Source organism: Galbibacter sp. L-19 (genome assembly GCF_056857615.1).
The window spans coordinates 26962-51374 of the sequence record NZ_JBSXNL010000042.1; the positions used below are offsets into that span (position 1 = coordinate 26962).

26 protein-coding genes are annotated in these 24413 nt (G+C 38.9%); 23 read left to right on the plus strand and 3 right to left on the minus strand.

Going from position 1 to position 24413, the window contains the following annotated elements:
- The first annotated feature begins 11 nt into the window (after nucleotides 1–11).
- The 23 genes from AC13CQ_RS05465 to AC13CQ_RS05575 all read left to right on the plus strand — a co-directional run bounded on the left by AC13CQ_RS05465 (nucleotide 12) and on the right by AC13CQ_RS05575 (nucleotide 22470).
- Nucleotides 12–203, plus strand: coding sequence for an SHOCT domain-containing protein (locus tag AC13CQ_RS05465; RefSeq protein WP_008612739.1), 192 nt, complete (start codon nucleotides 12–14; stop codon nucleotides 201–203).
- Nucleotides 204–270: 67 nt separating this feature from the next.
- Nucleotides 271–594 carry a four-helix bundle copper-binding protein gene (locus tag AC13CQ_RS05470; protein ID WP_008612740.1) on the plus strand — a complete coding sequence of 108 codons (324 nt, stop codon included), beginning with the start codon at nucleotides 271–273 and terminating at the stop codon, nucleotides 592–594.
- Nucleotides 595–716: 122 nt separating this feature from the next.
- Nucleotides 717–1307: a DUF3347 domain-containing protein gene (locus tag AC13CQ_RS05475; RefSeq protein ID WP_008612743.1), complete on the plus strand. Its 591-nt coding sequence runs from the start codon at nucleotides 717–719 to the stop codon at nucleotides 1305–1307.
- Entirely contained in the window at nucleotides 1308–1760 is a 453-nt protein-coding gene (locus tag AC13CQ_RS05480; RefSeq protein WP_008612744.1) for a heme-binding domain-containing protein, read from the plus strand.
- A 197-nt stretch (nucleotides 1761–1957) separates the two neighbouring features.
- The gene (locus tag AC13CQ_RS05485; RefSeq protein ID WP_008612746.1) at nucleotides 1958–2095 is read left to right on the plus strand and encodes a hypothetical protein; all 138 of its coding nucleotides are present in this window, start codon (nucleotides 1958–1960) and stop codon (nucleotides 2093–2095) included.
- A gap of 16 nt (nucleotides 2096–2111) precedes the next feature.
- Entirely contained in the window at nucleotides 2112–2777 is a 666-nt protein-coding gene (locus AC13CQ_RS05490; RefSeq protein ID WP_008612747.1) for a DUF2231 domain-containing protein, read from the plus strand.
- A gap of 50 nt (nucleotides 2778–2827) precedes the next feature.
- Nucleotides 2828–4057, plus strand: a complete 1230-nt coding sequence (locus tag AC13CQ_RS05495) for a permease (protein WP_008612748.1) — start codon at nucleotides 2828–2830, stop codon at nucleotides 4055–4057.
- A gap of 2 nt (nucleotides 4058–4059) precedes the next feature.
- Complete coding sequence (locus AC13CQ_RS05500) at nucleotides 4060–4617, plus strand: helix-turn-helix domain-containing protein (protein ID WP_482882733.1); 558 nt, start codon at nucleotides 4060–4062, stop codon at nucleotides 4615–4617.
- A 77-nt stretch (nucleotides 4618–4694) separates the two neighbouring features.
- Nucleotides 4695–7421: a heavy metal translocating P-type ATPase gene (locus tag AC13CQ_RS05505; RefSeq protein ID WP_008612750.1), complete on the plus strand. Its 2727-nt coding sequence runs from the start codon at nucleotides 4695–4697 to the stop codon at nucleotides 7419–7421.
- An 18-nt stretch (nucleotides 7422–7439) separates the two neighbouring features.
- On the plus strand, nucleotides 7440–7928 hold the full coding sequence (locus AC13CQ_RS05510) for a DUF305 domain-containing protein (RefSeq protein WP_008612751.1): 489 nt from the start codon (nucleotides 7440–7442) through the stop codon (nucleotides 7926–7928).
- 20 nt (nucleotides 7929–7948) lie between these two features.
- Nucleotides 7949–9682 (plus strand): efflux RND transporter periplasmic adaptor subunit, encoded by a 1734-nt coding sequence (locus tag AC13CQ_RS05515; RefSeq protein WP_008612752.1) that lies wholly within the window; start codon nucleotides 7949–7951, stop codon nucleotides 9680–9682.
- Between the two features lie 239 nt (nucleotides 9683–9921).
- Complete coding sequence (locus tag AC13CQ_RS05520) at nucleotides 9922–10326, plus strand: hypothetical protein (RefSeq protein ID WP_040879647.1); 405 nt, start codon at nucleotides 9922–9924, stop codon at nucleotides 10324–10326.
- Nucleotides 10327–10529: 203 nt separating this feature from the next.
- On the plus strand, nucleotides 10530–14930 hold the full coding sequence (locus tag AC13CQ_RS05525; protein WP_482882734.1) for a CusA/CzcA family heavy metal efflux RND transporter: 4401 nt from the start codon (nucleotides 10530–10532) through the stop codon (nucleotides 14928–14930).
- A 32-nt stretch (nucleotides 14931–14962) separates the two neighbouring features.
- Nucleotides 14963–16162 (plus strand): efflux RND transporter periplasmic adaptor subunit, encoded by a 1200-nt coding sequence (locus AC13CQ_RS05530; protein WP_008612755.1) that lies wholly within the window; start codon nucleotides 14963–14965, stop codon nucleotides 16160–16162.
- Nucleotides 16163–16195: 33 nt separating this feature from the next.
- Nucleotides 16196–17452, plus strand: a complete 1257-nt coding sequence (locus AC13CQ_RS05535; RefSeq protein ID WP_008612757.1) for an MFS transporter — start codon at nucleotides 16196–16198, stop codon at nucleotides 17450–17452.
- A gap of 50 nt (nucleotides 17453–17502) precedes the next feature.
- Nucleotides 17503–17715 (plus strand): hypothetical protein, encoded by a 213-nt coding sequence (locus AC13CQ_RS05540; RefSeq protein WP_008612758.1) that lies wholly within the window; start codon nucleotides 17503–17505, stop codon nucleotides 17713–17715.
- 53 nt (nucleotides 17716–17768) lie between these two features.
- Complete coding sequence (locus tag AC13CQ_RS05545) at nucleotides 17769–18458, plus strand: HupE/UreJ family protein (RefSeq protein ID WP_008612759.1); 690 nt, start codon at nucleotides 17769–17771, stop codon at nucleotides 18456–18458.
- A gap of 11 nt (nucleotides 18459–18469) precedes the next feature.
- The gene (locus tag AC13CQ_RS05550; protein WP_008612760.1) at nucleotides 18470–19102 is read left to right on the plus strand and encodes a hypothetical protein; all 633 of its coding nucleotides are present in this window, start codon (nucleotides 18470–18472) and stop codon (nucleotides 19100–19102) included.
- 183 nt (nucleotides 19103–19285) lie between these two features.
- Entirely contained in the window at nucleotides 19286–19591 is a 306-nt protein-coding gene (locus AC13CQ_RS05555) for a SpoIIAA family protein (protein ID WP_008612761.1), read from the plus strand.
- Nucleotides 19592–19669: 78 nt separating this feature from the next.
- Nucleotides 19670–20521 carry an RteC domain-containing protein gene (locus AC13CQ_RS05560; RefSeq protein WP_008612762.1) on the plus strand — a complete coding sequence of 284 codons (852 nt, stop codon included), beginning with the start codon at nucleotides 19670–19672 and terminating at the stop codon, nucleotides 20519–20521.
- Nucleotides 20522–20816: 295 nt separating this feature from the next.
- A complete protein-coding gene (locus tag AC13CQ_RS05565; protein WP_008612763.1) occupies nucleotides 20817–21101 on the plus strand; it encodes a helix-turn-helix domain-containing protein in 285 nt (94 codons plus the stop codon).
- Between the two features lie 3 nt (nucleotides 21102–21104).
- Entirely contained in the window at nucleotides 21105–21824 is a 720-nt protein-coding gene (locus AC13CQ_RS05570; protein ID WP_008612765.1) for a hypothetical protein, read from the plus strand.
- Nucleotides 21808–22470 (plus strand): P-loop NTPase family protein, encoded by a 663-nt coding sequence (locus AC13CQ_RS05575; RefSeq protein ID WP_008612767.1) that lies wholly within the window; start codon nucleotides 21808–21810, stop codon nucleotides 22468–22470. The genes AC13CQ_RS05570 and AC13CQ_RS05575 overlap by 17 nt, the downstream gene beginning before the upstream one ends.
- Nucleotides 22471–22519: 49 nt before the next feature.
- Here AC13CQ_RS05575 and AC13CQ_RS05580 read toward each other — a convergent pair whose 3' ends face one another.
- From AC13CQ_RS05580 to AC13CQ_RS05590, 3 genes are read right to left on the minus strand one after another with little or no spacing between them, the layout of a single operon-like run.
- Nucleotides 22520–22849: a YnfA family protein gene (locus tag AC13CQ_RS05580; protein WP_008612768.1), complete on the minus strand. Its 330-nt coding sequence runs from the start codon at nucleotides 22847–22849 to the stop codon at nucleotides 22520–22522.
- The gene (locus tag AC13CQ_RS05585) at nucleotides 22849–23055 is read right to left on the minus strand and encodes a GDCCVxC domain-containing (seleno)protein (RefSeq protein ID WP_083833466.1); all 207 of its coding nucleotides are present in this window, start codon (nucleotides 23053–23055) and stop codon (nucleotides 22849–22851) included. Before AC13CQ_RS05585 ends, AC13CQ_RS05580 begins: the two co-directional genes overlap by 1 nt.
- Before the next feature lie 11 nt (nucleotides 23056–23066).
- Nucleotides 23067–24413, minus strand: a complete 1347-nt coding sequence (locus AC13CQ_RS05590; protein ID WP_008612769.1) for a dihydrolipoyl dehydrogenase family protein — start codon at nucleotides 24411–24413, stop codon at nucleotides 23067–23069.

Consider the following 24413-nt stretch of genomic DNA (forward strand, 5'->3'; position numbering starts at 1 on the left):
AAAGCAATGTTATGATGTACGAGTGGGACTGGTTGATTTTAATAGGCGTGATAATACTTGGTGTTTTTATCTATTCCGGGAGAAAAAATAAAAAGCTGAAAAAGCGGAAAGATGCCCTGAAAATACTGGATGAACGGTACGCCAAAGGCGAAATTACCAAGGAAGAGTATGTAGAACATAAAGAAACGATAAAACAAAAATAAAAAAGGATGAGGGTAGCAACCGCTCAATTTTAACAATTAACTCAAATATTAATTAAAACCAGAAACTATGAAAAATTCAAAATTGATTGAAGCATTGAACAACTGTGTTGCTCATTGTAATTATTGTGCAGATGCTTGTCTGGGCGAAGATGACATCAAAATGATGGTAGATTGCATAAAAACTGACAGAGCTTGTGCAGAAGTATGTAGTGCAACGGCAAAACTACTTGCCGCAAATTATTCAGATGCCCAGGAAATGGTGGAATACTGCCATAAAACCTGTAAAAAATGTGCTGATGAATGTGCAAACCACGATGCCCAGCATTGTAAGGATTGTGCAGAAGCGTGTAAAAAATGCGCAGAGGCCTGTGAAGCTTATTTAAGCTATTAATAATTAGTAATCTTCCCCTATTTAAAGGGGGAAGATTAATCAAAAATCCAATCTGGAATAGACCCTAAAATATGGGTATGACAGAAATTAAATTTTTAAACAACAATTAAAATTAAATCAAGATGAAAAAAATAAGAATGACAGTAGGTATTTTGACAATGGCATTGGTTTCGCTAATTACAATGTCCTGTAAGGATGGAAAAAAAGAAGGGGCTACAGAACCAATGTCCAATGAGATGCATCAAGAAGATGCAGCATCTGAAATGATGGCAGATAATTCAAGTAAAGAAGGTTCATCTGCAATTTTAGATAATTACCTGAAAATCAAAAATGCTTTGGTTGCAGATAACCAAGAAGATGCCGCTAAGGCCGGTGGGATGTTATTTGCAGATTTTAAAAAATTTGACAAAAGTAGTTATTCCTCTGATGAGCAGCAGGAATTGACAGATATAATTGAAGATGCTAAAGAAAGTGCGGAACATATCTCAGACAGTCCTATTGAACATCAAAGGGAGCACTTCGATATTTTGAGCAAAGATGTTATTGATATGATCGCCATAACGGGAACTGATCAAAAATTATATCAGGATTTTTGTCCGATGTACAACGATAATAAAGGGGCTCAATGGTTGAGCACCACTGAAGAAATTAAAAACCCATATATGGGCAGCAAAATGCCGGGATGTGGAAAAGTACAGAAAGAGATCAAGTAATTGAAGGTCTTTAAAACCATAGCGTGGATTTTATTGATTGCTTTTGTGGGGATTCAATTTTTCCCCACAGACCGCAATCAAAACGAAGCCGTGTATGTTTCCGATTTTATGAGGGTCAATAATGTCCCTCCTGTGATTCAAAATAAGATAGAGGTATCTTGTTATGATTGCCATAGCAATAACACCAAATATCCCTGGTACAATAGAATACAACCGGCTGCTTGGTTTCTCGAAGATCACATTAAAGAAGGCAAAGACGAATTGAACTTTAACGAATGGGACGATTATTCAGACCGAAGAAAAAACAGCAAACTACGTTCGATTATCAGTCAGATTGAAGATGATGAAATGCCGTTAGATTCCTATACCTTAATTCATAGGGATGCGAAATTTTCAGAATCGGAGAAAAAGGAAATTATAAAATATATGACCAAACTTAAAAATAATCTATAACATCTAAAATTTAAGTGGTTATTGAAAAATAAAGTAAATAAAGTTATACCCGAAAAAAGGAAAGAAATTTTTTCATTGATTGGTTAGTTAGAACTTTCCTTTTTAGGGTATAGTGATAAAGTCCTGTAAGGGAAGGGTATTCTTAATTTGGTTAGTTTAAAAAACCCCTTCCCTTGACAGGCACAAAAAGAAAGCCGATGAAAGATTGTTGCAAAACAGGAAATGAAAAAGAACAAAAGAAAGGTGGCTTTAGAAAGTGGTTCAACTATATCATTTATGGAATTATAGCCATTATAATTATGGGGGCATTGTGGCTCCAATTAACTGGAAACTAATTTAAAAACCATAGAAATGAAAACTAAACAACTATTTTTTACCGTATTGGTGTTGGTCTTTTTTGGAAACTTTTCAAACGCCTTTGCGGCAAATAATTCACTTACAGATAGTGGCGCAACTGAAATCTCAAATGAGAAATCTGTTGCAGCCTTTGAAAAAAGTGGTTCTGTACCAAATTTACAAACCGATCCTAAAGCCGATTTAGATGAATTTCCAAACCTGCACCCCTTGGTTGTTCATTTCCCCATAGCACTATTGCTATTGGCTGTTGTATTGCAATTGATACAACTTTTTACAATGAACCGGACGATGGATTGGGTTGTCCTGCTAACAGTAGGAGCAGGATTTATAGGGGCTTATGTCGCTGGAACATTTGTACATCCACACACCGAAGGACTTACAGAAGCTGCAAAAAAGGTATTGGAACAGCACGACAAATATGCTATGTGGACAATGTGGTCCAGTGCTGCCGCCGCTGTTTTAAAACTGGGAAGTCTTTTCCTTTTAAAGCAAAGAAGATGGTTTGAGGTTTTAGTGTTTTTGGTGCTTGCCTTTTCAGGGTATTCTGTTGGCTGGGCAGGACATTATGGTTCCCAACTGGTTTATATTGAAGGTGTAGGTCCTCAAGGAAAGTATTTGGGAAATGAATCTGAAGAAGGTCACGGTGGACATTCACATTAACCCTTATGTTCAATTTTGCATTTATTAGAATCCTTAAAATAAAATAATATATGAACGATTTTTTAAAACAATGGGGCGAAGCCGCATATACCACCACCGGATTTTTCTGGATGGCCTTGTGGGCATTCGTATTGGGCTACATCATCAGTAGTATGATCCAGATTTTCGTTACAGAAAAACGGATGCAAAAAACAATGGGCGGTGCAGAATCCAAGGGTGTATTGCTGGGTACGTTTTTTGGATTTATAAGCAGTTCGTGCAGCTTTGCGGCACTTGCATCCACAAAATCCCTTTTCAAAAAAGGAGCTAGTTTTATATCGTCCATTGCGTTTTTATTGGCTTCGACCAATCTCGTCATTGAGCTTGGGATCATCATTTCCATCTTTTTGGGATGGCAGTTCGTAGTGGGCGAATATGCCGGGGGAATTTTATTGATAGGGATCAGCTGGATTTTAATACGGCTCATCAATCCCAAAAAGCTTATTGACAAGGCAAGAAAAAATCTTGAAAAAGAGGACGGAGATTCAGGAATGGACGACTCCAAGGATTGGAAAAAGCAGATGCAAAAAGAAGATTCTTGGGCAAAAGTGGGCAAGAAATATAAGATGGAATGGCAAATGGTCTGGAAAGATGTAACCGTGGGCTTTACCATTGCCGGTATTGTTGCGGCATTTGTACCTGATGCGTGGTTTCAGACCCTCTTTATTGGGAGCGGTCAGGGAAATACGGACTTTTCTTTTTTTGAAATTCTGGAACACATTATAGTTGGCCCCGTTGCAGCGTTTGTAACATTTATAGGGTCTATGGGCAATATTCCCTTGGCTGCTTTGCTCTTCGGAAAAGGGGTCAGTTTTGCGGGGGTAATGGCCTTTATTTTCAGTGATCTGGTCGTTTTTCCAATTTTAAGGATCAATGCGAAGTACTACGGTTGGAAAATGTCATTATTTATTCTCTTCTTACTATTTACTTCGTTAATTGGAGCCTCACTTATTTTGCACTATTCTTTTGACTTGATGAGCCTTTTACCAGATCCATCACAGGTACAGGTTCAGGATAGCGAATATTTTAAGATCAACTATACCTTTTACCTAAATCTTGCTTTTCTGATTATATCAGGATACTTGATTTATCTGGGCTTTTTCAAAAAGAAGGATGTGGACAGCAAAATGGGTGAAATGGCTCCAAAAAGCCAATTGCTCGAAAACATCTTAAAATATGCGGCCTTTATCAGTTATATATGGATTGCGGGAGGATTGGCTGTAAAATTTTTAATCCAATAGATATGAAGGTTAAACTGAAAAATATGGTTTGCGACCGTTGCAAAACGGTCCTAAAACAAGAATTAAAGCAAGCAGGAATAGATATTTTATCTATTGAATTGGGCGAATTAATTGTTATGGATGAAGCGTCAGTTAGTCAAAGTGTTTTAAAAGAGATAGCAGAACGTAATGGATTTGAAGTTATTGATAGTAATACTTCCGTTCTAGTAGAGAATGTCAAAACAGCTTTGATAAAGAAAGTCGAAAGCCTCCAAGGCTTAAACGAAAAGACGTCCACTTTCCTTTCCAATGAACTCAATGTTGATTACTCTGTCATTAGCAAGTCTTTCAGTGCTTCAACAGGAATTACAGTCGAAAAATATCTAATAAAACTGAAAGTAGAAAAAACAAAAGAACTATTGCAAATGGGTAATAAGACTTTTGCTGAAATAGCATATTTCTTGGATTATAATAGTGGAAGCCATCTCGCAAAACAATTTAAAAATATGACGGGGATGTCGATGACCCAATACAGAAAACTACAAAAATGGAATCGTAGGACGCTGGATAGAATTGTATAAGAATTAACCTGAATTATCAAAGCTTCCACCTTGAAAGCTGCATAACTTGTTCACCTTAACATTAAATAGTTTTTAAGATGAAACATACATATCAAATTGAAGGAATGACCTGTAAGGGTTGTATGAGAAACGTTAAATCAGCCTTGTGCGATGTTCGAGATGTTATCGATGTTGATATAGACTTAGATGCATCAACTGCAACCATTGAAATGCAAAACCACATCTCAATAGATAAATTTGAAGAAGCGGTACAAAAAAAGAAAAGCAAATACCATATACATCCAGTTAAAGCCAATGGTATAAAGACGCGCACCTACCCGATTAATGGAATGACCTGCAACGGTTGCAGGTCTCACGTTGAAGATACACTTTCCAAAGTAAATGATGTTGTAAACGTATCTGTAAGCTTGGAAAAAGCCGAGGCGGTTGTTGATATGAAATCTGAAATATCAATAGAGAAATTTCAGGATATCCTAAAGAAAGATGGTGGCGGTTATACTATTTACAAAGCAGGTCAGCGTCCTGAACCTACCAAGGAAAAGATTGAAAAGCCAAAAGGCAAAGGAACGGGCGCGTTCTATTGCCCAATGCATTGCGAGGATGATAAGACCTATGACAAACCGGGTGATTGTCCAGTATGTGGGATGGATTTGGTCGAAGAACAAAATTTATTTGCTACTTCAGGTGATCAATGGACCTGCCCGATGCACCCTGAAATCGTAAAGGACGAAGCGGGTGCCTGTCCTATTTGTGGGATGGATCTCGTCCCGATGGAACCAGATCTTTCTTCTGAAGAAAAGACCTACAAAAAACTGCTTAAAAAATTCTGGATAGCACTGGGTTTTACATTGCCCATTTTCTTAATGGCAATGAGCGAAATGATTCCAAATAATCCATTGTACGATTTGATGGAACAGAAATGGTGGAACTGGGTTCAGTTTGGTTTATCCATTCCTGTAGTATTCTATGCTACGTGGATGTTTTTTGAACGCGCTTACCGCAGTATCAAAACGTGGAATTTGAATATGTTTACGCTTATTGGCATAGGGGCGGGCGTCGCGTGGCTTTTCAGTGTATTGGGGATGTTCTTTCCAGATTTCTTCCCCGAACAATTTAAAACGGATTCTGGCGCAGTACACGTTTATTTTGAAGCTGCTACCGTAATCCTCACATTAGTATTAATGGGACAAGTATTGGAAGCCCGTGCACATAGTAAAACCAATTCCGCAGTCAAGGAATTACTAAAATTGGCACCTAATAAAGCGGTGCGTGTGGTAAACGGTAACGAAAAAGAAGTTTCTATTGACCAGATTGAAAAAGAGGATATCCTAAGAGTTAAACCAGGTGATAAAATTCCCGTGGATGGCGTAATTACAGAAGGAAATACAACTGTAGATGAATCTATGATCTCGGGAGAGCCTATTCCAGTTGATAAAGCTGAAAATGATAAGGTAAGCAGTGGAACCATAAATGGCAATCAATCTTTCTTGATGAAAGCCGAAAAAGTGGGTAGCGACACCTTACTTTCCCAAATTATACATATGGTAAATGATGCGAGCCGCAGTCGTGCGCCTATTCAGAAATTAGCTGATACGGTTTCCGGTTATTTTGTTCCAGTAGTGGTTCTAATTTCCTTAATTACTTTTGCAGTTTGGGCGATATGGGGACCAAATCCAGCTTATGTATATGCCTTGGTCAATGCCATTGCAGTGCTTATTATTGCGTGTCCCTGTGCATTAGGATTGGCTACGCCAATGTCTATAATGGTAGCGGTTGGCAAAGGAGCGCAAAATGGGGTATTAATAAAAAATGCTGAAGCGCTGGAGAAAATGGACAAGGTGAATACCCTTATCGTAGATAAAACAGGAACGATTACAGAAGGAAAACCTACCGTCGAAAAAATAGGTGTTTTTGGTTCAAATTTTTCCGAAAATGAAATTCTAAAATTCATCGCTTCCCTAAACAGTTCCAGTGAGCACCCACTTGCAGAAGCGACTGTAAAATACGGAAAAGAGCAAAATACCGAATTCTCTAAAACCGAAAACTTTAGCGCAGTAACAGGAAAAGGAGTAGAAGGAACGGTTGATGGGAAAAAGCTCGATCTGGGAAATGCAAAAATGATGGAGTACGCTAATGCAACTATCTCAACAGAAATGGAAGCCGAAGTACAATCTTTTCAGAAACAAGGAAAAACAGTTTCATATTTGGCGATAGAAGGTAAAGTTTCGGGTTACGTAATGATAGGCGATAAAATTAAAAAGACAAGTGCCAAGGCCATTAAAGAACTGCAAGATAAGGGTATCGCGGTAATAATGTTGACGGGCGATAATCACGACACCGCACAAGCCGTGGCAAGCGAACTCAATCTCGCTGATTTTAAGGCAGGAATGCTCCCAGAAAATAAATTGCAGGAAGTGGAAAAACTGCAAAACGAAGGCAAAGTAGTTGCAATGGCAGGCGACGGTATCAACGATGCACCTGCTTTGGCCAAAAGTGATGTGGGGATTGCAATGGGAACGGGAACAGATGTGGCGATTGAAAGCGCAATGATCACATTGGTCAAAGGCGATCTGCACGGTATCGTAAAAGCAAGGAATTTGAGCGATGCGGTTATGAAAAACATTAAGGAAAACCTGTTTTTCGCCCTCATCTATAACACCTTGGGAATCCCCATAGCCGCTGGTTTACTTTACCCTTTCCTTGGAATTTTATTATCCCCTATGATTGCGGCCTTGGCAATGAGCTTCAGTTCGGTTTCCGTTATAGGAAATGCACTCAGATTACGAACAAAATCTATCAACTAACCAATAAATTATAAAAAAATGAATTCAACTGAAAAAAATAACATCGGAACGAAGAAAAGCAACTATGGCAAATTTATAGTGATGCTGGTGCTTTCATTTATAGCAATGTACATTACAATGTATTTGAACACCTATGAGTGGAACCACGTCTATTTCAGCCTTACACGGTTTTATATGGCTTGTTTGGGGATTTCGGCAATGGCGGTAATTATGCTTTCCTTGATGCACCAAATGTATAAAAACAGAAAAAAGAATATCGCAATTTATCTCGGCAGCCTAGTACTTTTTATTGGTGCCCTGTCTTTGGTACGTACCCAAAAACCGATTGGAGATGTGCTTTATATGAAAGCTATGATCCCCCATCATTCCATAGCCATACTTACCAGTAAAAGAGCCGCGATCAAAGATCCTAAAGTAAGGAAATTGGCAGATGGGATTATTAAGGCACAGGAAAAAGAAATCGCTGAAATGAAAGCATATATCAAGCGATTGGAAAATAATGAATAAATAAACTAAGGAAATAAGTTATGAATAAGAACCTAATATATATAGGCATTGCAGTACTCGTAGGACTGCTTGCGGGTTGGCTCATTTTTGGAACATCGGTAGATAAATCAATGGCGGTTAAGGACGTGTCAACTATGTCAGATGATCACGATCATTCCGCTGAAACCGCAGAAGGAATGTGGACGTGCTCAATGCACCCTCAGATTATGCAGCCCGAACCCGGTGACTGCCCCATTTGTGGGATGGATTTGATTCCGGCAGAATCGAGTGCGGATGGTCTTGCAGCCGACCAGTTTAAAATGACAAAAAATGCAATGGCGTTAGCAAATATTCAAACCAGTAGGGTTGGGAATGCAGAAGGGAAAAATGGGAACACCATTTCGCTTACCGGAAAAATTGTAGAAAATGAAGAAGCAAATTCCGTTCAGGCAAGCTACTTCGACGGAAGGATAGAACGCCTCAATGTAAGTTATGAAGGACAGGAAGTCCGGAAGGGACAGCTCTTGGCAACCATATATGCGCCCAATCTTGTCGCAGCACAACAGGAGCTTATTACAACTGCATCGCTTAAAGAAAGCCAACCGGCACTTTATAAATCTGTAAGGAATAAATTAAAGCTTTGGAAACTTTCTGAAGGCCAAATCAACAGTATTGAAGAATCAGGCAAAGTACTTGAAAATTTCCCGATTTATGCCACGGTTTCTGGAACAGTTTCCGAGAAAATGGTGGAAGAAGGCGATTACGTAAAACAGGGTCAGCCTATTTTAAAATTAAGCAACCTAAACTCTGTTTGGGCAGAGTTTGACGCCTATGAAAACCAAATTTCTCAATTTAAAAAAGGGCAAGAAATAAAAATGACCACCAATGCCTATCCCAATAAGGAATTTGATGCTATCATCTCTTTTATTGACCCGGTATTAAACACCCAAACCAGAGTGGTAACGGTACGGGCTACCATACAAAATAATAACAACCTTTTAAAACCGGGAATGTTTGTTGCTGGAAACATAGAGGGTGTTAGTGCTTCCAAGAAACAGCAACTTGTTGTTCCAGCATCTGCGGTAATGTGGACAGGAGAACGTTCGGTGGTGTACGTAAAAACCAATCCTGACGAACCTGTTTTTGAAATGCGGGAAGTAACCATAGGGAATAGAAACGGTGAAACCTATACCATAATAGATGGTCTTGAAAATGGTGATGAAATCGTAACCAATGGTACATTTACGGTAGATGCAGCTGCGCAGTTACGCGGTAAAAAATCAATGATGAACCAAGACAATGTTGAGGATGAAACCACGATACCAGAAATGAAGATGGAACTGTCTCAAGAAGCGCAAAAGACGATTGAGAAAAGCTTAAAACCATATCTAAATATGAAAGATGCATTTGTGGAAGGGAATATTGCCGATGTTTCTGCTTCCGCCAAAACTACATTGGAGCAACTAAAATTGATACCAGAAAGGGATTTGGGGAAAATGGAACAATCCCACATTTCCAAAATCAAGCGAATGCTAATTGCTATTAATGAAGCGGACAACATCAAAAATCAAAGAGATCATTTTGTTGTATTGAATCAAAATATGGTGCCCCTTGTAATGAATATTAAGAATATCGATCCTCAAATATTGATTCAAAAATGTCCTATGGCCAATAATAACAAAGGTGCATTTTGGCTAAGCACCAATAAAGAAATCCGCAATCCATATTATGGAGAGCAGATGATGACCTGTGGGAGTACAATTGATTCTTTGTAATAGATAATTCAGAATAAGACGTCGAATAAGCAAAACGTTAATCTTCTAATCAACCTGCCAAGCGTAAATTCTTAAACCCAAAAGTATAGTATAACTTTTCAATGATTCGGATTTTATTCAGTGAAGGCATACACCTTGATCAGTTTTGAGAGAAATTTTTACTCACTAAAAATACCTTTTCTGTTTTTTTAAGAAAAAACTTATCGCTATTTTCGCAAAGAAATTTTAGAATCAAATTTTTGAAGCTATTTAGAAATATATTATTCTTTACGGCAGCCTTCATTATGATAGGTCACGACATCGTGCCTCATAATGACATATCCTCTGATGGCAAACAGATTTCTTTTTCTATTGCTTCAACAACAGGTTCTCAACAAATAGCTCAAGAACATTTAGAACTAGGTCATATATTTGAACACTTTCAGCATACTTCTAATGAAAGGACTCTAAAATATGTAGTTGGAACGGCTAAAAACCTTAACTTTAAAACTAAAATCCTTCAAAATACCGCTTTAATAGTTGATATAGAAAATCAATTTATTTGGCATACAAACCTTGAAAAGCAACGCTTTCGGGATTGTCCCATAATTCCATATTTTTCAACATTTTCCTCCTATACCCTTCGGGGACCTCCTTCTTGTTAATTCCCTAAAGTGATATTTATATTCAAGTCTCAATTGAACTTGATACTACCTATATCACGATTTAGTTATGTAATACTCTTTTGTCATAACTATATTCATCTTTAGCATTAAAAAAATATAAGCACTTTTTTTAAAAAGGTTTATAAACTCAGCTCTTGGTGATTTCTATTTTCGTTTTTCCATTTTAAAATTCTTCTACTATAATGTTAGATAAAATCATTCAATTTTCGATCAACAATAAGCTTGTTGTCGGAATATTAACCTTGTTCCTTATTGGGTGGGGAACCTATTCACTTACCAAACTGCCCATAAGCGCCGTACCGGATATTACAGATAATCAGGTAATGGTCATAACCGTTTCCCCCACCCTTGCCGCGCAAGAGGTCGAACAGCTTGTTACTTTTCCGGTCGAACAGACAATGGTAAGTATCCCTGAAATAAAGGATATGCGGTCATTTTCCCGGTTTGGGCTTTCCATAGTAACCATCGTTTTTGAGGAAGATACCGATCTGTATTGGGCACGGCAGCAAGTGCAAGAACGCCTATCATCCGCAGCAGACGAAATCCCGGAAGGCGTGGGAAAACCTGAAATGGCACCGGTCACAACAGGACTTGGGGAAATATACCAATACACCGTACTTCCCGAAGAAGGTTATGAAGACCAATACGATGTTACCGAACTGCGAACGATACAGGATTGGATCATTAAACGGCAGTTATTGGGAACGAAAGGAGTTGCCGAAGTGAGCGGTTTTGGTGGCTTTGTAAAGCAATATGAAATTGCCATAGACCCCAATAAGCTTCAAAGTATGGATATAACCATTGAAGATATTTTTACGGCACTTGAAATGAACAACCAGAATACGGGCGGGGCTTATATTGATAAAGGCCCCAATGCATACTTTATTAGAAGTGAGGGCTTGGTCAACAATCTGGATGAAATAAATAAGATAGTTGTCAGGGAAAGTAATGGAACCCCCATACTGATAAGGGATGTCGCCAAAGTACAGTTTGGCCACGGGATCCGTTATGGTGCTGCAACCCGCAACGGTGAAGGCGAAGTGGTCACGGGAATTGTAATGATGCTCAAAGGAGCAAACTCTTCCGCAGTTATTTCCGATGTAAAGGAAAAAATTGAACAAATTAAGCAAACCCTTCCCGAAGGGGTGACCATTGAGCCCTTTCTAGATCGGAAACATCTTGTGGATCGTGCAATCGGCACCGTGACCACAAACCTTGTAGAAGGTGCATTGATCGTTATTTTTGTTTTGATACTCTTCTTGGGTAACCTACGTGGTGGCTTGGTGGTAGCATCGGTGATACCGCTCTCAATGTTATTTGCAATAGCAATGATGAACCTCTTTGGGGTCGCGGGTAACCTGATGAGCCTGGGTGCGATAGATTTTGGCCTTATTGTAGATGGGGCGGTGATCATTGTTGAATCTGTAATGTTCGGTATTCATAGCGGTAAAAAGAAGTATGCCGGGGTTGAAAAGTTGTCTTCTGGACAAATGGATGTTGAAGTAAAAAGCTCAGCAGGTAAAATGATGAATTCCGCTGCCTTTGGACAAATCATCATACTCATCGTTTACCTGCCTATTTTGGCTTTGAGCGGGGTCGCAGGAAAAATGTTCCACCCAATGGCACAAGCGGTGATGTTTGCTATTCTGGGGGCATTGATATTATCGCTTACATACGTTCCGATGATGTCTGCCCTTGCATTGGGCCGCAAAACAGCACATAAGAGGAATTTTTCCGATAAAATGATGGATTTTTTCCAGCGTATTTATAGCCCCATTATAGAAGCTGCCCTTCGCGCGAAGCTTTTGGTCCTTGGATTGGCAATAGGTTTATTCATTATTACGCTAATAATGTTTTCCTATATGGGTGGCGAATTTATTCCTCAATTGGACGAAGGGGATTTTGCGGTGGAAACCAGAGTACCTGTGGGAAGTTCCGTTCAGCAGTTGATCGATGTTTCCCAAAAAGCGCAGACCATTTTATTAAAGGAATATCCGGACGAAGTAACACAAGTGGTCAATAAAATTGGTTCTGGGGAAATCCCAACAGACCCTATGCCCATTGAGGCCGGCGATATGATGGTGATCCTGAGCCCGAAAGACGACTGGACAAGTGCCGATGGTAGGGAAGGTTTGATAGCGGAAATGCAGGAATCTTTATCAGTTATTCCTAACGCTACCTTTAGTTTTCAACAACCCATACAGATGCGTTTTAATGAATTATTGACCGGGGCAAAACAAGATGTGGTACTGAAGATTTATGGGGAAGAATTGTCCACGCTTTCAGATTTGGCCAATGAAGTGGGACAGAAAATAAAATCTGTAGAAGGGGTCAACGATTTATATGTGGAGAAGATTACGGGTTTACCTCAAATCAAGATCAAATTAAACCGTGATAAAATTGCGCAATATGGCTTGAATGTGGCCGATATAAATAACGCCATTGAAACCGGTTTTGCCGGAAAATCGGCGGGAATGGTATTTGAAGGGGAAAGGCGTTTCGATCTCGTAGTACGTCTGCAAGAAGAAAGCCGTGGCGATATAACAGATGTTGAAAATCTATACATAGGTACTCCCGAAGGCCAACAAATCCCGCTCAGTGAGGTTGCCAATGTATCCTTTGAGCCCGGCCCCGTCCAAATACAACGGGATAATGCAAAACGTCGGGTTATGGTTGGCTTTAATGTACGTGATAGGGATGTTCAAAGTATTATTGAGGACATCAAGCAGATTATGGCTACTAATGTTGATATGCCACCAGGTTATTATGTAACCTACGGCGGACAATTTCAGAACCTGAAAGAGGCCAATCAACGGTTAATGATCGCACTACCTGTAGCTTTACTATTAATCCTAATACTGCTCTATTTTGCTTTTGGCTCTATAAAACAAAGTTTACTCATTTTTACGGCCATACCTTTATCTGCTATTGGTGGCGTGTTTGCGCTGCTTCTTCGTGGTATGCCATTTAGTATTTCGGCCGGAGTTGGTTTTATTGCCTTGTTTGGAATTGCTGTTTTAAATGGAATAGTGCTTATTGCAGAATTTAACAGGCTAAAAGAAGAAGGGGTCACAGATACTTATGAACGTGTTCTTAAAGGTACACGCGTGAGACTCAGACCCGTATTAATGACCGCTACCGTAGCTGCCCTTGGATTCTTGCCAATGGCATTGGCCACATCATCCGGTGCAGAGGTACAGCGGCCATTGGCCACGGTGGTAATAGGTGGGCTAATTACGGCTACGGCATTAACCCTAATCGTGCTTCCTGTCCTGTATATATATTTTACGGAAGGAAAGCTAAAATTGAATTTAAAAAGAAAGAAAATTTCCACTGTTTTAGTTGTAATTGGAGGAATGTTCTTTCCGGCGATGCAACTTCAAGCACAAGAAATGGATCAGGTGCAGGAGCGGGAACTTACTTTACAGCAAGCCATTGAAATTGCACTTCAGAATAATAACCGTATTAAGATCGCACAATATGACATAGATGTTGAGGAAACAGGAAAGTACGGTGCGATAACCATTCCCAAAACAGAATTTTCCTATTCAAGTGGCGAATTTAACACACCCACAATAAAGGATAATTCATATGGAGTTATCCAGCGGATCAATTTTCCTACAGTTTACACTAGTCAGTTCAAGTTGGCAAAAGCCAGGGTCAAAAGTAGTGAACAACTTAAGGCCATAGCCGAAAATGAACTGATTGCCGACGTAAAAGTTGCCTATTTAAGGTATGTGTTCTTAATGGAAAATAAACAATTGCTACAGCGCCAAGATAGCCTGTACAGCAACCTTGACAGATCCAGCTCGATGCGTTATAAAACCGGCGAATCCACAAAGCTGGAAAGTGTGACCTCGGCAACACAATCGATGCAAATAAAGAACAAGCTTCAACAGAACGAGGCCGATTTGAGAATTGCCAATAAACGGTTACAGGTAGTCTTGAAAACCAATGATAATATTAGTGTTGCTGATGCTGAACTGGTTCCCCGGGAGATTGATTTGGATATCGAAAGCCAATCCGTGGAGCAAAGTCCCTTGTACGTTTATTTAAAACAACAATTGGCCGTAAGGAAACGGGAGACCAACGTGGAAAGGAACAAAGTATTACCTGACCTTATGTTCGGTTATAACAGCCAAACCTTTGTAGGGGATCAATTTATAGATGGTCAGGACATTCAATATGATAGTGGTGATCGGTTTTCCTATTTTCAGGTAGGTGTGGCTATCCCTATTTTTCCGGGAGGGCACCGTTCCAAGATCAACGCGGCAAAAATTGAAGAGGATATCGCCCAGTCTCAAATGGAGCTGAAGCAGACCCAATTGGAAGGCGAGTTACAAAACTTGTTACAGGAATATTACAAACTTCAGGGCACTTTAAATTACTATCAAAATGAAGCCCTGCCACAAGCGGAACTAATCATTAATAATTCGGAAAAGAGCTTTAAAAGCGGTAATGTTTCTTATGCCCAATACCTGCAAAACCTCACTTTGGCGAATAGTATTCAGACAGAATATTTAAATACACTTTATCAATATAACCAGTCCATCATAGTAATCGAAGCCTTATTGGGCCTGTAACAAACTTAATGCTACCATTAAAATATAAAAAGATGAAAATTCAATTCAATACAAAAATTTCACTGCTCATTTTATCCACCCTATTTATAGTGGCTTGCGGCAACAAGGATTCAGAAAAAATGGAAACTTCCGCAGGATCTTCTATGCCAAAAGAACAGCCTGCTGCAAACGGGGCCAAACAGATCACTTTTACAAAGGATCAATACAATCTTGCCGGAATAGAAACCGGGGAGATCGAAATGAGAAATCTTAGCAACATTATTAAACTCAACGGTGTTATTGATGTGGAACCCAAAAGTATGGCCTCTGTATCTGCCCCGTTAGGTGGGTATGTAAAAACCGCCGGAAAGTTACCTGGAGAAGAAGTCAAAAAAGGACAGGTCCTGGCAACGATCGAAAACCCTGAATTTATCCAAATCCAACAGGATTACCTTGAAAGCTTAGGCAAGCTGCAATTTCTTGAAGAAGAATATAATAGACAAAAACAATTAAGGGAAGAGGACATCAATTCTGCAAAAACTTTCCAACAGGTTTCTTCAGATTATAAAATAACACAAGGCCGGGTCAAGGCGTACGAACAACAACTTGCGCTTGTCGGAATCAGTAGAAAATCTGTTCAAAACGGGAACATTTCACGGACAGCAAACCTTTATGCACCTATAACAGGTTTTGTAAAAACAAGCAATGTGAATATCGGTGATTATGTGTCACCACAAGATGTGCTCTTTGAAGTGGTTAATTTGGAGGATATTCATTTGGCATTGAATGCCTTTGAAAAAGATCTGGGAAAAATCGAAGTAGGCCAAACCGTAAAATTCTCCCTTGCCAATGATAATAAATTCAACCGTACAGCAGAAGTTTTTTTAATAGGAAAAGCTACAGGAAACGATCGCATCACACCTGTTTACAGCCATATAAAAAAAGAAGACAAAAAAGGCATATTACCGGGAATGTACGTGAAAGCCTGGATAGAAAGCGGTACAGATAAGCAAAAGGCGATCCCATCGGAAGCCATTGTTCAATATGAAGGAAAGGATTTTATAATCCTTCAAACCGAAAAATCTGATAATGCTTATACTTTTAAATTGGAACAGGTAAAAAAAGGAATTGAGCAGGAAGGATACACGGCCATAACCTTTGCTGAAAATGCTGATGTCAGCAATTTCAAGCCGGTGGTCAAGAATGCCTATTCCATTTTGTCCGCATTGAGAAATTCGGAAGAAGAAGAATAGTCCCAATTTGAAAAATAATTTTAAGATATCAGGATGAAATTCGGCAAGGCCATATCCAAATTAACAGAACCCTTTCAGGCACTGCAAAACAAGCTGTTTGCGAAAGTATATCTGGCACAGACTATTATCCTGCTGGGGGATGCCTTTACCTGGGTTGGCCTTGCATTACTGGCCTATCAATTTGGGAAAGGAAGGGCTGCGGTAATTTTGGCCACGGCACTCACTTTACGGGTAACCGCTTTCATCCTCTTTTCTCCATTTGCCGGTGTGCTTGCAGACCGCATAGACCGGAAAAAGATTCTGTACACGACCCATTTTATCAGAATGGGGCTTGTCGCCTTGCTGCCGTTCGTTAGCGCCGAATGGCAAATTTACGTTTTGGTGTTTCTTATGAATGTTTTCAATGCCTTTTTTAGCCCTACCTATCGTTCTGTGATTCCTCAGATCGTAGATAAAAAATTATATCGGCAGGCTATCGGTTTATCGGCTGCCACGTATCAGTTATTAGGAGTTTTGGGTCCAGGACTGGCGGGCATACTTGCAGTTTGGTTGGGTGCCAGGGAAATATTCCTGGTTGATGCGGGAACATTTATTATCGCAGGGATTTTGCTCCTAACACTTCCGAAAAGCTTTTTAAATGCTCCAAAAGAAGAAAAGGTTCTACAGAAACACCCTACTACCTGGCAAGATGTTACAAAAGGGGCCAAGCTCTTGTTTCAAAATAGATATATATGTTTTGCCCTTTTCATAGAACTGGTATCGGCGATGGCCGGAGCTTTCATATTGGTAAATACCATCATTCTCGTAAAGGGTGGATTGAGCCTGACCGATAGGGAATATGGTTTGATTATGGCCGCTTTCGGTATTGGCGCAACGGTGGCCGCCTTCGTTTCCGGGGTTATTGATAAATCCAAATCGAGGCAGGTTTCCTTAATAGTGGGAGCACTGGTATTGGGACTGTCAATTAGTGCCGCAAACTACCTGAATTTCTCTTTGCTTTTTGTGTTCTGGATCTTTGCCGGTTTGGGGCAAAGTCTTGCAGAAATTCCTTCGGAAACGCTTATCGGTGAAAATATCGCTGACGAAGAACAAGGCAAAGTATATGGCTCCCATTTTGCATTTTCACATCTGTGGTGGGCTATCGCATATCCGATAGCCGGATTATTGGGAACTAATTTTCCTGAAAAGGAATTTCTCTACGGTGGTATCCTGGCATTATCGCTGTTACTGATAATGTTTCTACTGTTAAGGCCAAAAGAGAAGCCCAATATTAAAATCAATTTAAATTAAGAACATAGAATAATAAATTTTTTAATCACTAATATCAAAATCAATAAATTATGAAAAGAGTATTTTTTATTACAGCCGTTACAATGACCTTATTGGCATCTTGCAAGGACGAACCCAGAACTAAAATGGGACCAACAACGCAGGATGAGATTAAGAAAGACAATAATGCAGAAATGCTTAGGACCCAGGATAGCATCCAAATGGCCCACAAAAAAACAATGGATAGTTTAGAACAGGTAAAATCTCACGGGCACGCCCATTAATAACTATAATCCCATTTTAGCGTAATGCAAGATGGGATTTAATCAAGTTTACTATGAAAATAAAAAAGATAATATCCTTTCTGATACTGACCATCGTTTGCGCACTTTGTAGTACTGCATTTGCGCACGGTGTCGATGAAAACACACAAACGTTTTTATTAGGAAATAGTGGTGTTGCATTTGGCCCCTTTCTTTACATAGGAGCAAAACATATGATTACAGGCTATGACCATCTACTATTTTTGGTAGGCGTTATCTTCTTTTTGTTTAAACCGAAAGAAGTGCTTTTGTATGTTAGCTTTTTTACAATTGGTCACAGTACCACTTTACTATTAGGTGTTTTAGCCGACATCAATATTAATGCATACTTAATAGATGCTATCATTGCGCTCTCTATTGTATATAAGGGATTCGACAATTTGGGAGGTTTCAAACGTTTCTTTGGCAAACAACCAAACACGAAAGCAGCAGTTTTAATATTCGGGCTGTTTCACGGTTTTGGTCTTGCCAGTAAACTGCAAGAATTCAAGTTTGATAAAGAAGGTCTTTTCACTAACCTGATTGGTTTCAATATAGGTGTAGAAATAGGACAATTTATTGCTTTAGCGGTAGTGTTGATTCTTATAACCGTATGGAGAAGACAACGCAGTTTTATGAAATTTTCAACAATTACGAATACAGCTTTGATGGCCGCTGGGTTTTTATTGCTCGGTTTTCAATTAACAGGCTACTTTACATCTTAAAAAAAATAACTATGTCAGAAATGAAACATCCAGTATTGGAAAAAAGTAAAATTATAAAAGCAACCGCCATTTCACTAATCGTCGGTGCGCTATTATTGGTTATAGCGGTTTTACCGGCAGAATTTGGAATGGATCCCACGGGTGCGGGAAAATTATTGGGATTTAGCAAACTTTACGTTCCCGAAGAAACCGGCACATCTAGTTTGGGAGCTATGTCAACAAATCCCTCGACTCAAATAATCAAACTCGAAAAAGCAGGTTCGGGGCCCAAAGTGGAAAGACCTGTAGAGGCTGATAATCCTCCTCCGACCACGCAATTAAGTTCACGTGAAGATGAAACCAAAGTGGTTGTTCCAGCAGGGAAAGGTATCGAATTCAAAATAAATATGCTTAAATACGGGAAAATGAAATACGAATGGACTACCGCAAATGGTGAGGTTCTTTATTTCGATTTTCACGGTGAGGTAAAACAAGAAAAAGAAGTAAAGGAAGTTTACTTCGAAAGTTACACCATTGCCAATTCCAACAATATGGTGGGTACTTTTTTAGCCCCTTATGAAGGAAAACACGGATGGTTTTTTAGGAACACCGGTGATGAGGACGTTATAGTAAATTTAAGACTGAAAGGTCAGTATGCATTATAATTTTAAGTCCTGCAATGGAAGGTCAATTTCTACAACCTAATAGAAATAGCCTTCCATTCAGCAGGCACAAATCATATCCACATATTTCAAAAAATTATTGCTATTCCGGCAATTCAAACATATTTAAATTTTAAAAGTGAACTTATTTTGATATTACTCTACTCAAATAAATATGCAGTCTATATGATTGTCAAGGAAAAGGTTGATTTTCAAGATTGCAATCAGGCACTAACTTTCTTAAAATCAAAAGTTACGGAAGAGATTGATATCAGGCTGTACTTAGAAGTTAATGAATTTGCTATAGAGGAATTGTTGCGGGAAATCAGTTTCAAATTTCAAAGTAATATAAAGAAAATGGCAATCGTTTGTAACAACGAATCTATAGAAAGTATTCGAAAAATAACCAATAAATTTTATGATTCGGAAGTTAAATTTTTTGAAATTCAAGAAAATACAAAGGCTAAAAAGTGGATTCAATTGAAAGCTTGAAAGAATTATTTATGAACCCGGATTAGAGTTTTTGTCAATGTGGGTCTATTTAAATTAACAAATAAACCCAGATAGGATTTGGAAAAACTTTTACTTAGAATAATAGATGACTACAAAAAAGAAATGAAACCCGTAGAAGAATCCAACCTCAATGATTTCAGCATCGTTGAAAAGGGAATCTCGATTTCCAGACAGTATTTACAGAAATTACGAATATGCGTTCGTGAAAATGAGTTCAAAAATTCAGAGGAAGAAATCACATTTTTCAAAAAGCATAAGCCCTATGTTTACAGTCGCTTGAAATATTATGCTAAACTTTATAATTTTCTGATTAACCGGCCTGCCGGAACCATTAAATCGCAGCAACTTTTCATAGACGATGAGATTAAAAAACTTCAGGAAAGCAATCGCCGCCATTTAGACTTTATAAAGTATTATAGAGAAGGATCAACCATTCTCGATGAGTTCTATTTTTTGCGGGGAAAAGACAAAATCAGCTTGGTTTCAGACACCTCGCATTTTTATACCGATGCAGAATTTTCCACGAGCCACGATAATGCCGTTGCCAAAATTATGGCCTATGATCTTTTAGTCAACCACTACATTCAGGAACTGGACGATTTAAGGGATTTAACTTATGGCAAATCGCGGAAAATAAACACTTTAGCCAATGGAGATCGACTGAGTTGGACCGCTTCAAAAACCGACTTGATCGAATTGATATATGCTTTACAAGCCTCTGGAGCCATAAAAAGTGGAACTGCCGGAATCAAAGAAATGGCTATTGCTTGTGAAAGTATTTTTGATCTTAATCTTGGAAATGTCTATCGAACTTTTTTAGAAATACGTGAACGAAAAATTGACCCTACCAAGTTTATTGACAGGCTAAAATCCACACTTTTACAAAGAATGGAAGAAACTGACGGTTAATTTATATCAATCCTGAAAATGTTAAATTTTCTCCCAAGTGGGGTGCGACTTGGGAAAAAATAAGATTAATTTTTTTTAATGGTATTTGGTATTGGCTTTCCAAAGGCAAACAATCAAATAAAACCAATTTAACTCATTGAAAATGAGAAAATAAAAACACCCAACTTGGATGTAACTTGGGAATAAAACCCAATAAACCACCCCAAATTTGTAGAACGAAAGTCAAATCCTGCGAAGGGCTATCAAATTAGTTTAGACTGAGGCGATAGCCCTTTTCATTTAAAACCGTTCTATTATGCCAACAAGTATCATTACCACAGACGATCTTCGGGAATTCAAAATGGAATTGCTCGACGACATTAAAAAGCTCCTATCCCGACAAGCCACAGGGAAAATCAAAAAATATCTGAAATCTTCCGAAGTAATGGAACTGCTTCAGGTCAGTCCGGGAACACTTCAAAATCTTCGCGTCAATGGCACGTTACCCTACACCAAAGTGGGCGGTATCATTTACTACGATGCCGAGGAAATCCAGAATGTGATGACCGCAAACCGTGTGCAGCACGGATTAAATTCTTAAGCGATGAATTATATAAAGCTACTCAATGCGGCTTTTGAAAAATTCTTCTTCGATGACCGCTTGAACCCAACGCACATTAGCCTGTATATGGCCCTGTTCCAAGAATGGAACAGCAGCCGCTTTGCGGATGAGTTTTACGTCAACCGAAGGGAACTGATGCGCGTGGCCAAGATTGGTTCAAAATCTACGTACCATCGCTGCGTAACCGACCTTGATACGTGGGATTACCTATCCTATATCCCATCCAACAATCCGTACAAAGGCAGCAAAATCAAGATGGCCATTATCGGGACAAGTGATGAACCGGATATGGGACGGTACAATCCCGAATTGGAACAGCTTGCGGAACGGTACCATCCCATACGTGAACCAGTAGTGAACCAGCACCGTCCCACCAACGGACAAGCATTGGTATCTAATATAAACAATACCAAACAGGTAAACATTAATAAACAACCAAAGGGCAGGCAGGCGGTTTTGGATTTTTTTATTGAAAAAGATTTTAATGCTGATGAAGGAAAAAAATTCTTTGCGCATTATGAAGCCAACGATTGGAAAACAAGCGATGGAAAAGCAATTAGGGATTGGCGAGCCCTAGCCACAAATTGGATGGATCGAACCGAATTGTTTGCCGAAGAAAACACACCAAACAAGAAGGGAGCGTCCCAAAATAGGGACAACCTCAAAACCACTAAAACCAAAGATTATGGACAACCCCTCTAAAATAACCGAAGGCGGCGTGGAATACTCGCTGGGAAAATTTGACGGGAAATGTGTGCTTTACGACTTCCCAAAAATCCTGATTTATCTCAATGCCAAGGGCAAATTGCTTTTTGGCAAAAAATTCAAAATCTATGAAGAGGACAAGGATATTTTACTGAAACTCTGTTCCTACTTCATCAAGGATAAAGAAAACTGTCAAAAATTTGATCTCGATGTTGAAAAAGGGATTTTGTTATCGGGCCCAGTAGGGTGTGGTAAAACGAGTTTATTAAAACTTTTACGGCATTTAGTGCCGTTACAACGCCCTTATGAAATGATCCCTTGCCGAAATGTTGTGTTCAGTTTTAACCATCTTGGTTTTAAAACCATCGAGGATTATGGAAACACGAAATTCTTCTGTTTTGACGACTTGGGCGTAGAACCTGCCGGAAGGTTTTATGGCAAGGATCTGAATGTGATGGGTGAAGTTCTACTATCCAGATACGAGCTGTTCCTACAGACCAAACACAAAATCAAGACCCACGCCACTACCAACCTAAATGCCGAGGAACTGGAAGAACGCTATGGGAACCGCGTTCGTAGCCGGATGCGGGAACTTTTTAATTTGATTGCTTTTGATGAGAAGGCTGGGGATAAAAGGAAATAGATTTGAAAAAAACTGACACTATTCAAAGTATACTTGCTTCTGTTTTTTTTCAATTTCTCGGTGCATAATAAATAATGCAAACACCCAATAGTGCAATCAATGCTCCTATTATATCGTATTTGTCGGGCGAATAATTGTCAAACTTCATCGACCATAGTAGTGACATTACAATAAAGACTCCGCCATAAGTTGCATAAACTCTCGCAAAGCTTGCGGTTTGCAAAGTTGCAACCACACCGTAAAATGCAAGAATTAGGGCCCCTATTAAACCATACCAAATAGGCTTATCTTCCTTCAACCATAGCCAAATAAGATAACCTCCACCAATTTCGCAAAGTCCTGCTAAAATGAATATGGGAATTGATTTAATAATCTGCATTAGCAACAACTTTTGTTTTCTTGAATTGGCGGACAAGGTACAGTTCCATAAGAGCAATAAACACAACAATTACCTTCGTTTGGTTTTAGAACCGTTTTACAATTCTCACACTCGTAAAAGAATTGACAGGCGTTTGTTGGCATATCTTCCACTTTTTTATGTCCGCAGGTTGGACAGGTAATTTCTGATTTTAATATAGTTTCCATTCGATTTTTTGTTAAAGCATATGTGTTATGTCCGAAGCCAATGTTGGATATGAGAAAATCATTGTTCTAATATCATTAACCTTCATCTTTGTTTTTATGGCCATTGCGAAGAGATTTATGGTTTCTTCTGTATGTGGTCCGATTAAATGCGCTCCCAAAATTGTTTGGGTTTCATTGTCAATTATAGTTTTGAACGCATATTCTTCTACATTCAAGCGTTTAGCATTGAACCAATTGCCAACCCCTTTATAGTTTATCCTAATGTTGTAATTCAGCTCTTTCGCTTTCAATTCAGTAAAGCCAACAGAAGCCATAGTAGGCAAAGTAAAAACTACCGTTGGCATTGGTGGATAACTTATTTCTTTAGAATTGCCTTTAATTATATTTGAAGCAACAATATGACCTTCCAAAACAGCAATAGGGGTTAATGGCAAACCTGCTGAATCTGCGGCATCGCCCGCTGAATAAATATTTGGATTTGAAGTATTTTGAAGATATTCGTTTACTGAAATACCCTTTTTAGTAAAGGCTATATTGGCTTTATCCAAGTCTAAATCAAAAATTGCAGGTGGTCGTCCTGCAGAATTAAAAACAGCTTCGGCTTCAAAATATTCAGTATTCTCTGCGGATTTTCCTTTCACTCTATAATTGTTTTCGGTTTTTTCAATAGCCGCTACTTCGGTTTCAAGAATGAGTTTTATTCCTAATTTCTTTGTGGCAGAAACAAGATGTTTTACAATATCTTGTTCAAAATTTTCTAAAGGATTTTTACCACGATGAACAATGGTTACTTCTGCTCCACATCGAGCTGCTATATGTGCAAACTCAAAAGCAATATATCCACCACCGATAAATAATAATGATTTCGGCAATTTTTCTAAATTCAAGAAATAGGTACTGGATTTGGCATAATGACCACCTTCAAATTCTAAAATTCGTGGCTTCGCGCCAGCTGCAATTACAATTTTTTCAGCTTTTACCTTATCACTTCCAACTTCCAACGTGTTTTCTGAAAGAAATTTTGCTGAACTATGAAAAGTATCAATTCCGTTATTTTTGTACCCCTTTTCAATTTTTGGTGGCATTTCATCCACAAACGTTTGTTTAAAGGCCATTATGTCCTTCCAATTGACTTTAGGTATGGTGTCAATGCCATTACCTTTAAGTCTTTTGGCAAAGTCTCGTACTTCCGTAGCGCCTATAATCACTTTTTTTGGGTCACAACCTCTCAATGCACAAGTGCCACCGTAAGGTAATTCATCCGTTATCCCGACTTTCAGGCCTTTTGAGGCACATTTATTGGCGATGGTCATTCCTGCCATTCCCGAACCAATTATAAATACATCATATTCTTTCAT

Bases quoted from the DNA above. Each gene is read 5' to 3' on its own strand.
- AC13CQ_RS05465 (WP_008612739.1), top strand. From the start codon at position 12: ATGATGTACGAGTGGGACTGGTTGATTTTAATAGGCGTGATAATACTT.
- AC13CQ_RS05470 (WP_008612740.1), top strand. From the start codon at position 271: ATGAAAAATTCAAAATTGATTGAAGCATTGAACAACTGTGTTGCTCAT.
- AC13CQ_RS05475 (WP_008612743.1), top strand. From the start codon at position 717: ATGAAAAAAATAAGAATGACAGTAGGTATTTTGACAATGGCATTGGTT.
- AC13CQ_RS05485 (WP_008612746.1), top strand. From the start codon at position 1,958: ATGAAAGATTGTTGCAAAACAGGAAATGAAAAAGAACAAAAGAAAGGT.
- AC13CQ_RS05490 (WP_008612747.1), top strand. From the start codon at position 2,112: ATGAAAACTAAACAACTATTTTTTACCGTATTGGTGTTGGTCTTTTTT.
- AC13CQ_RS05495 (WP_008612748.1), top strand. From the start codon at position 2,828: ATGAACGATTTTTTAAAACAATGGGGCGAAGCCGCATATACCACCACC.
- AC13CQ_RS05500 (WP_482882733.1), top strand. From the start codon at position 4,060: ATGAAGGTTAAACTGAAAAATATGGTTTGCGACCGTTGCAAAACGGTC.
- AC13CQ_RS05505 (WP_008612750.1), top strand. From the start codon at position 4,695: ATGAAACATACATATCAAATTGAAGGAATGACCTGTAAGGGTTGTATG.
- AC13CQ_RS05510 (WP_008612751.1), top strand. From the start codon at position 7,440: ATGAATTCAACTGAAAAAAATAACATCGGAACGAAGAAAAGCAACTAT.
- AC13CQ_RS05515 (WP_008612752.1), top strand. From the start codon at position 7,949: ATGAATAAGAACCTAATATATATAGGCATTGCAGTACTCGTAGGACTG.
- AC13CQ_RS05525 (WP_482882734.1), top strand. From the start codon at position 10,530: ATGTTAGATAAAATCATTCAATTTTCGATCAACAATAAGCTTGTTGTC.
- AC13CQ_RS05530 (WP_008612755.1), top strand. From the start codon at position 14,963: ATGAAAATTCAATTCAATACAAAAATTTCACTGCTCATTTTATCCACC.
- AC13CQ_RS05535 (WP_008612757.1), top strand. From the start codon at position 16,196: ATGAAATTCGGCAAGGCCATATCCAAATTAACAGAACCCTTTCAGGCA.
- AC13CQ_RS05540 (WP_008612758.1), top strand. From the start codon at position 17,503: ATGAAAAGAGTATTTTTTATTACAGCCGTTACAATGACCTTATTGGCA.
- AC13CQ_RS05545 (WP_008612759.1), top strand. From the start codon at position 17,769: ATGAAAATAAAAAAGATAATATCCTTTCTGATACTGACCATCGTTTGC.
- AC13CQ_RS05550 (WP_008612760.1), top strand. From the start codon at position 18,470: ATGTCAGAAATGAAACATCCAGTATTGGAAAAAAGTAAAATTATAAAA.
- AC13CQ_RS05555 (WP_008612761.1), top strand. From the start codon at position 19,286: ATGATTGTCAAGGAAAAGGTTGATTTTCAAGATTGCAATCAGGCACTA.
- AC13CQ_RS05565 (WP_008612763.1), top strand. From the start codon at position 20,817: ATGCCAACAAGTATCATTACCACAGACGATCTTCGGGAATTCAAAATG.
- AC13CQ_RS05570 (WP_008612765.1), top strand. From the start codon at position 21,105: ATGAATTATATAAAGCTACTCAATGCGGCTTTTGAAAAATTCTTCTTC.
- AC13CQ_RS05575 (WP_008612767.1), top strand. From the start codon at position 21,808: ATGGACAACCCCTCTAAAATAACCGAAGGCGGCGTGGAATACTCGCTG.
- AC13CQ_RS05580 (WP_008612768.1), bottom strand. From the start codon at position 22,849: ATGCAGATTATTAAATCAATTCCCATATTCATTTTAGCAGGACTTTGC.
- AC13CQ_RS05585 (WP_083833466.1), bottom strand. From the start codon at position 23,055: ATGGAAACTATATTAAAATCAGAAATTACCTGTCCAACCTGCGGACAT.
- AC13CQ_RS05590 (WP_008612769.1), bottom strand. From the start codon at position 24,413: ATGAAAGAATATGATGTATTTATAATTGGTTCGGGAATGGCAGGAATG.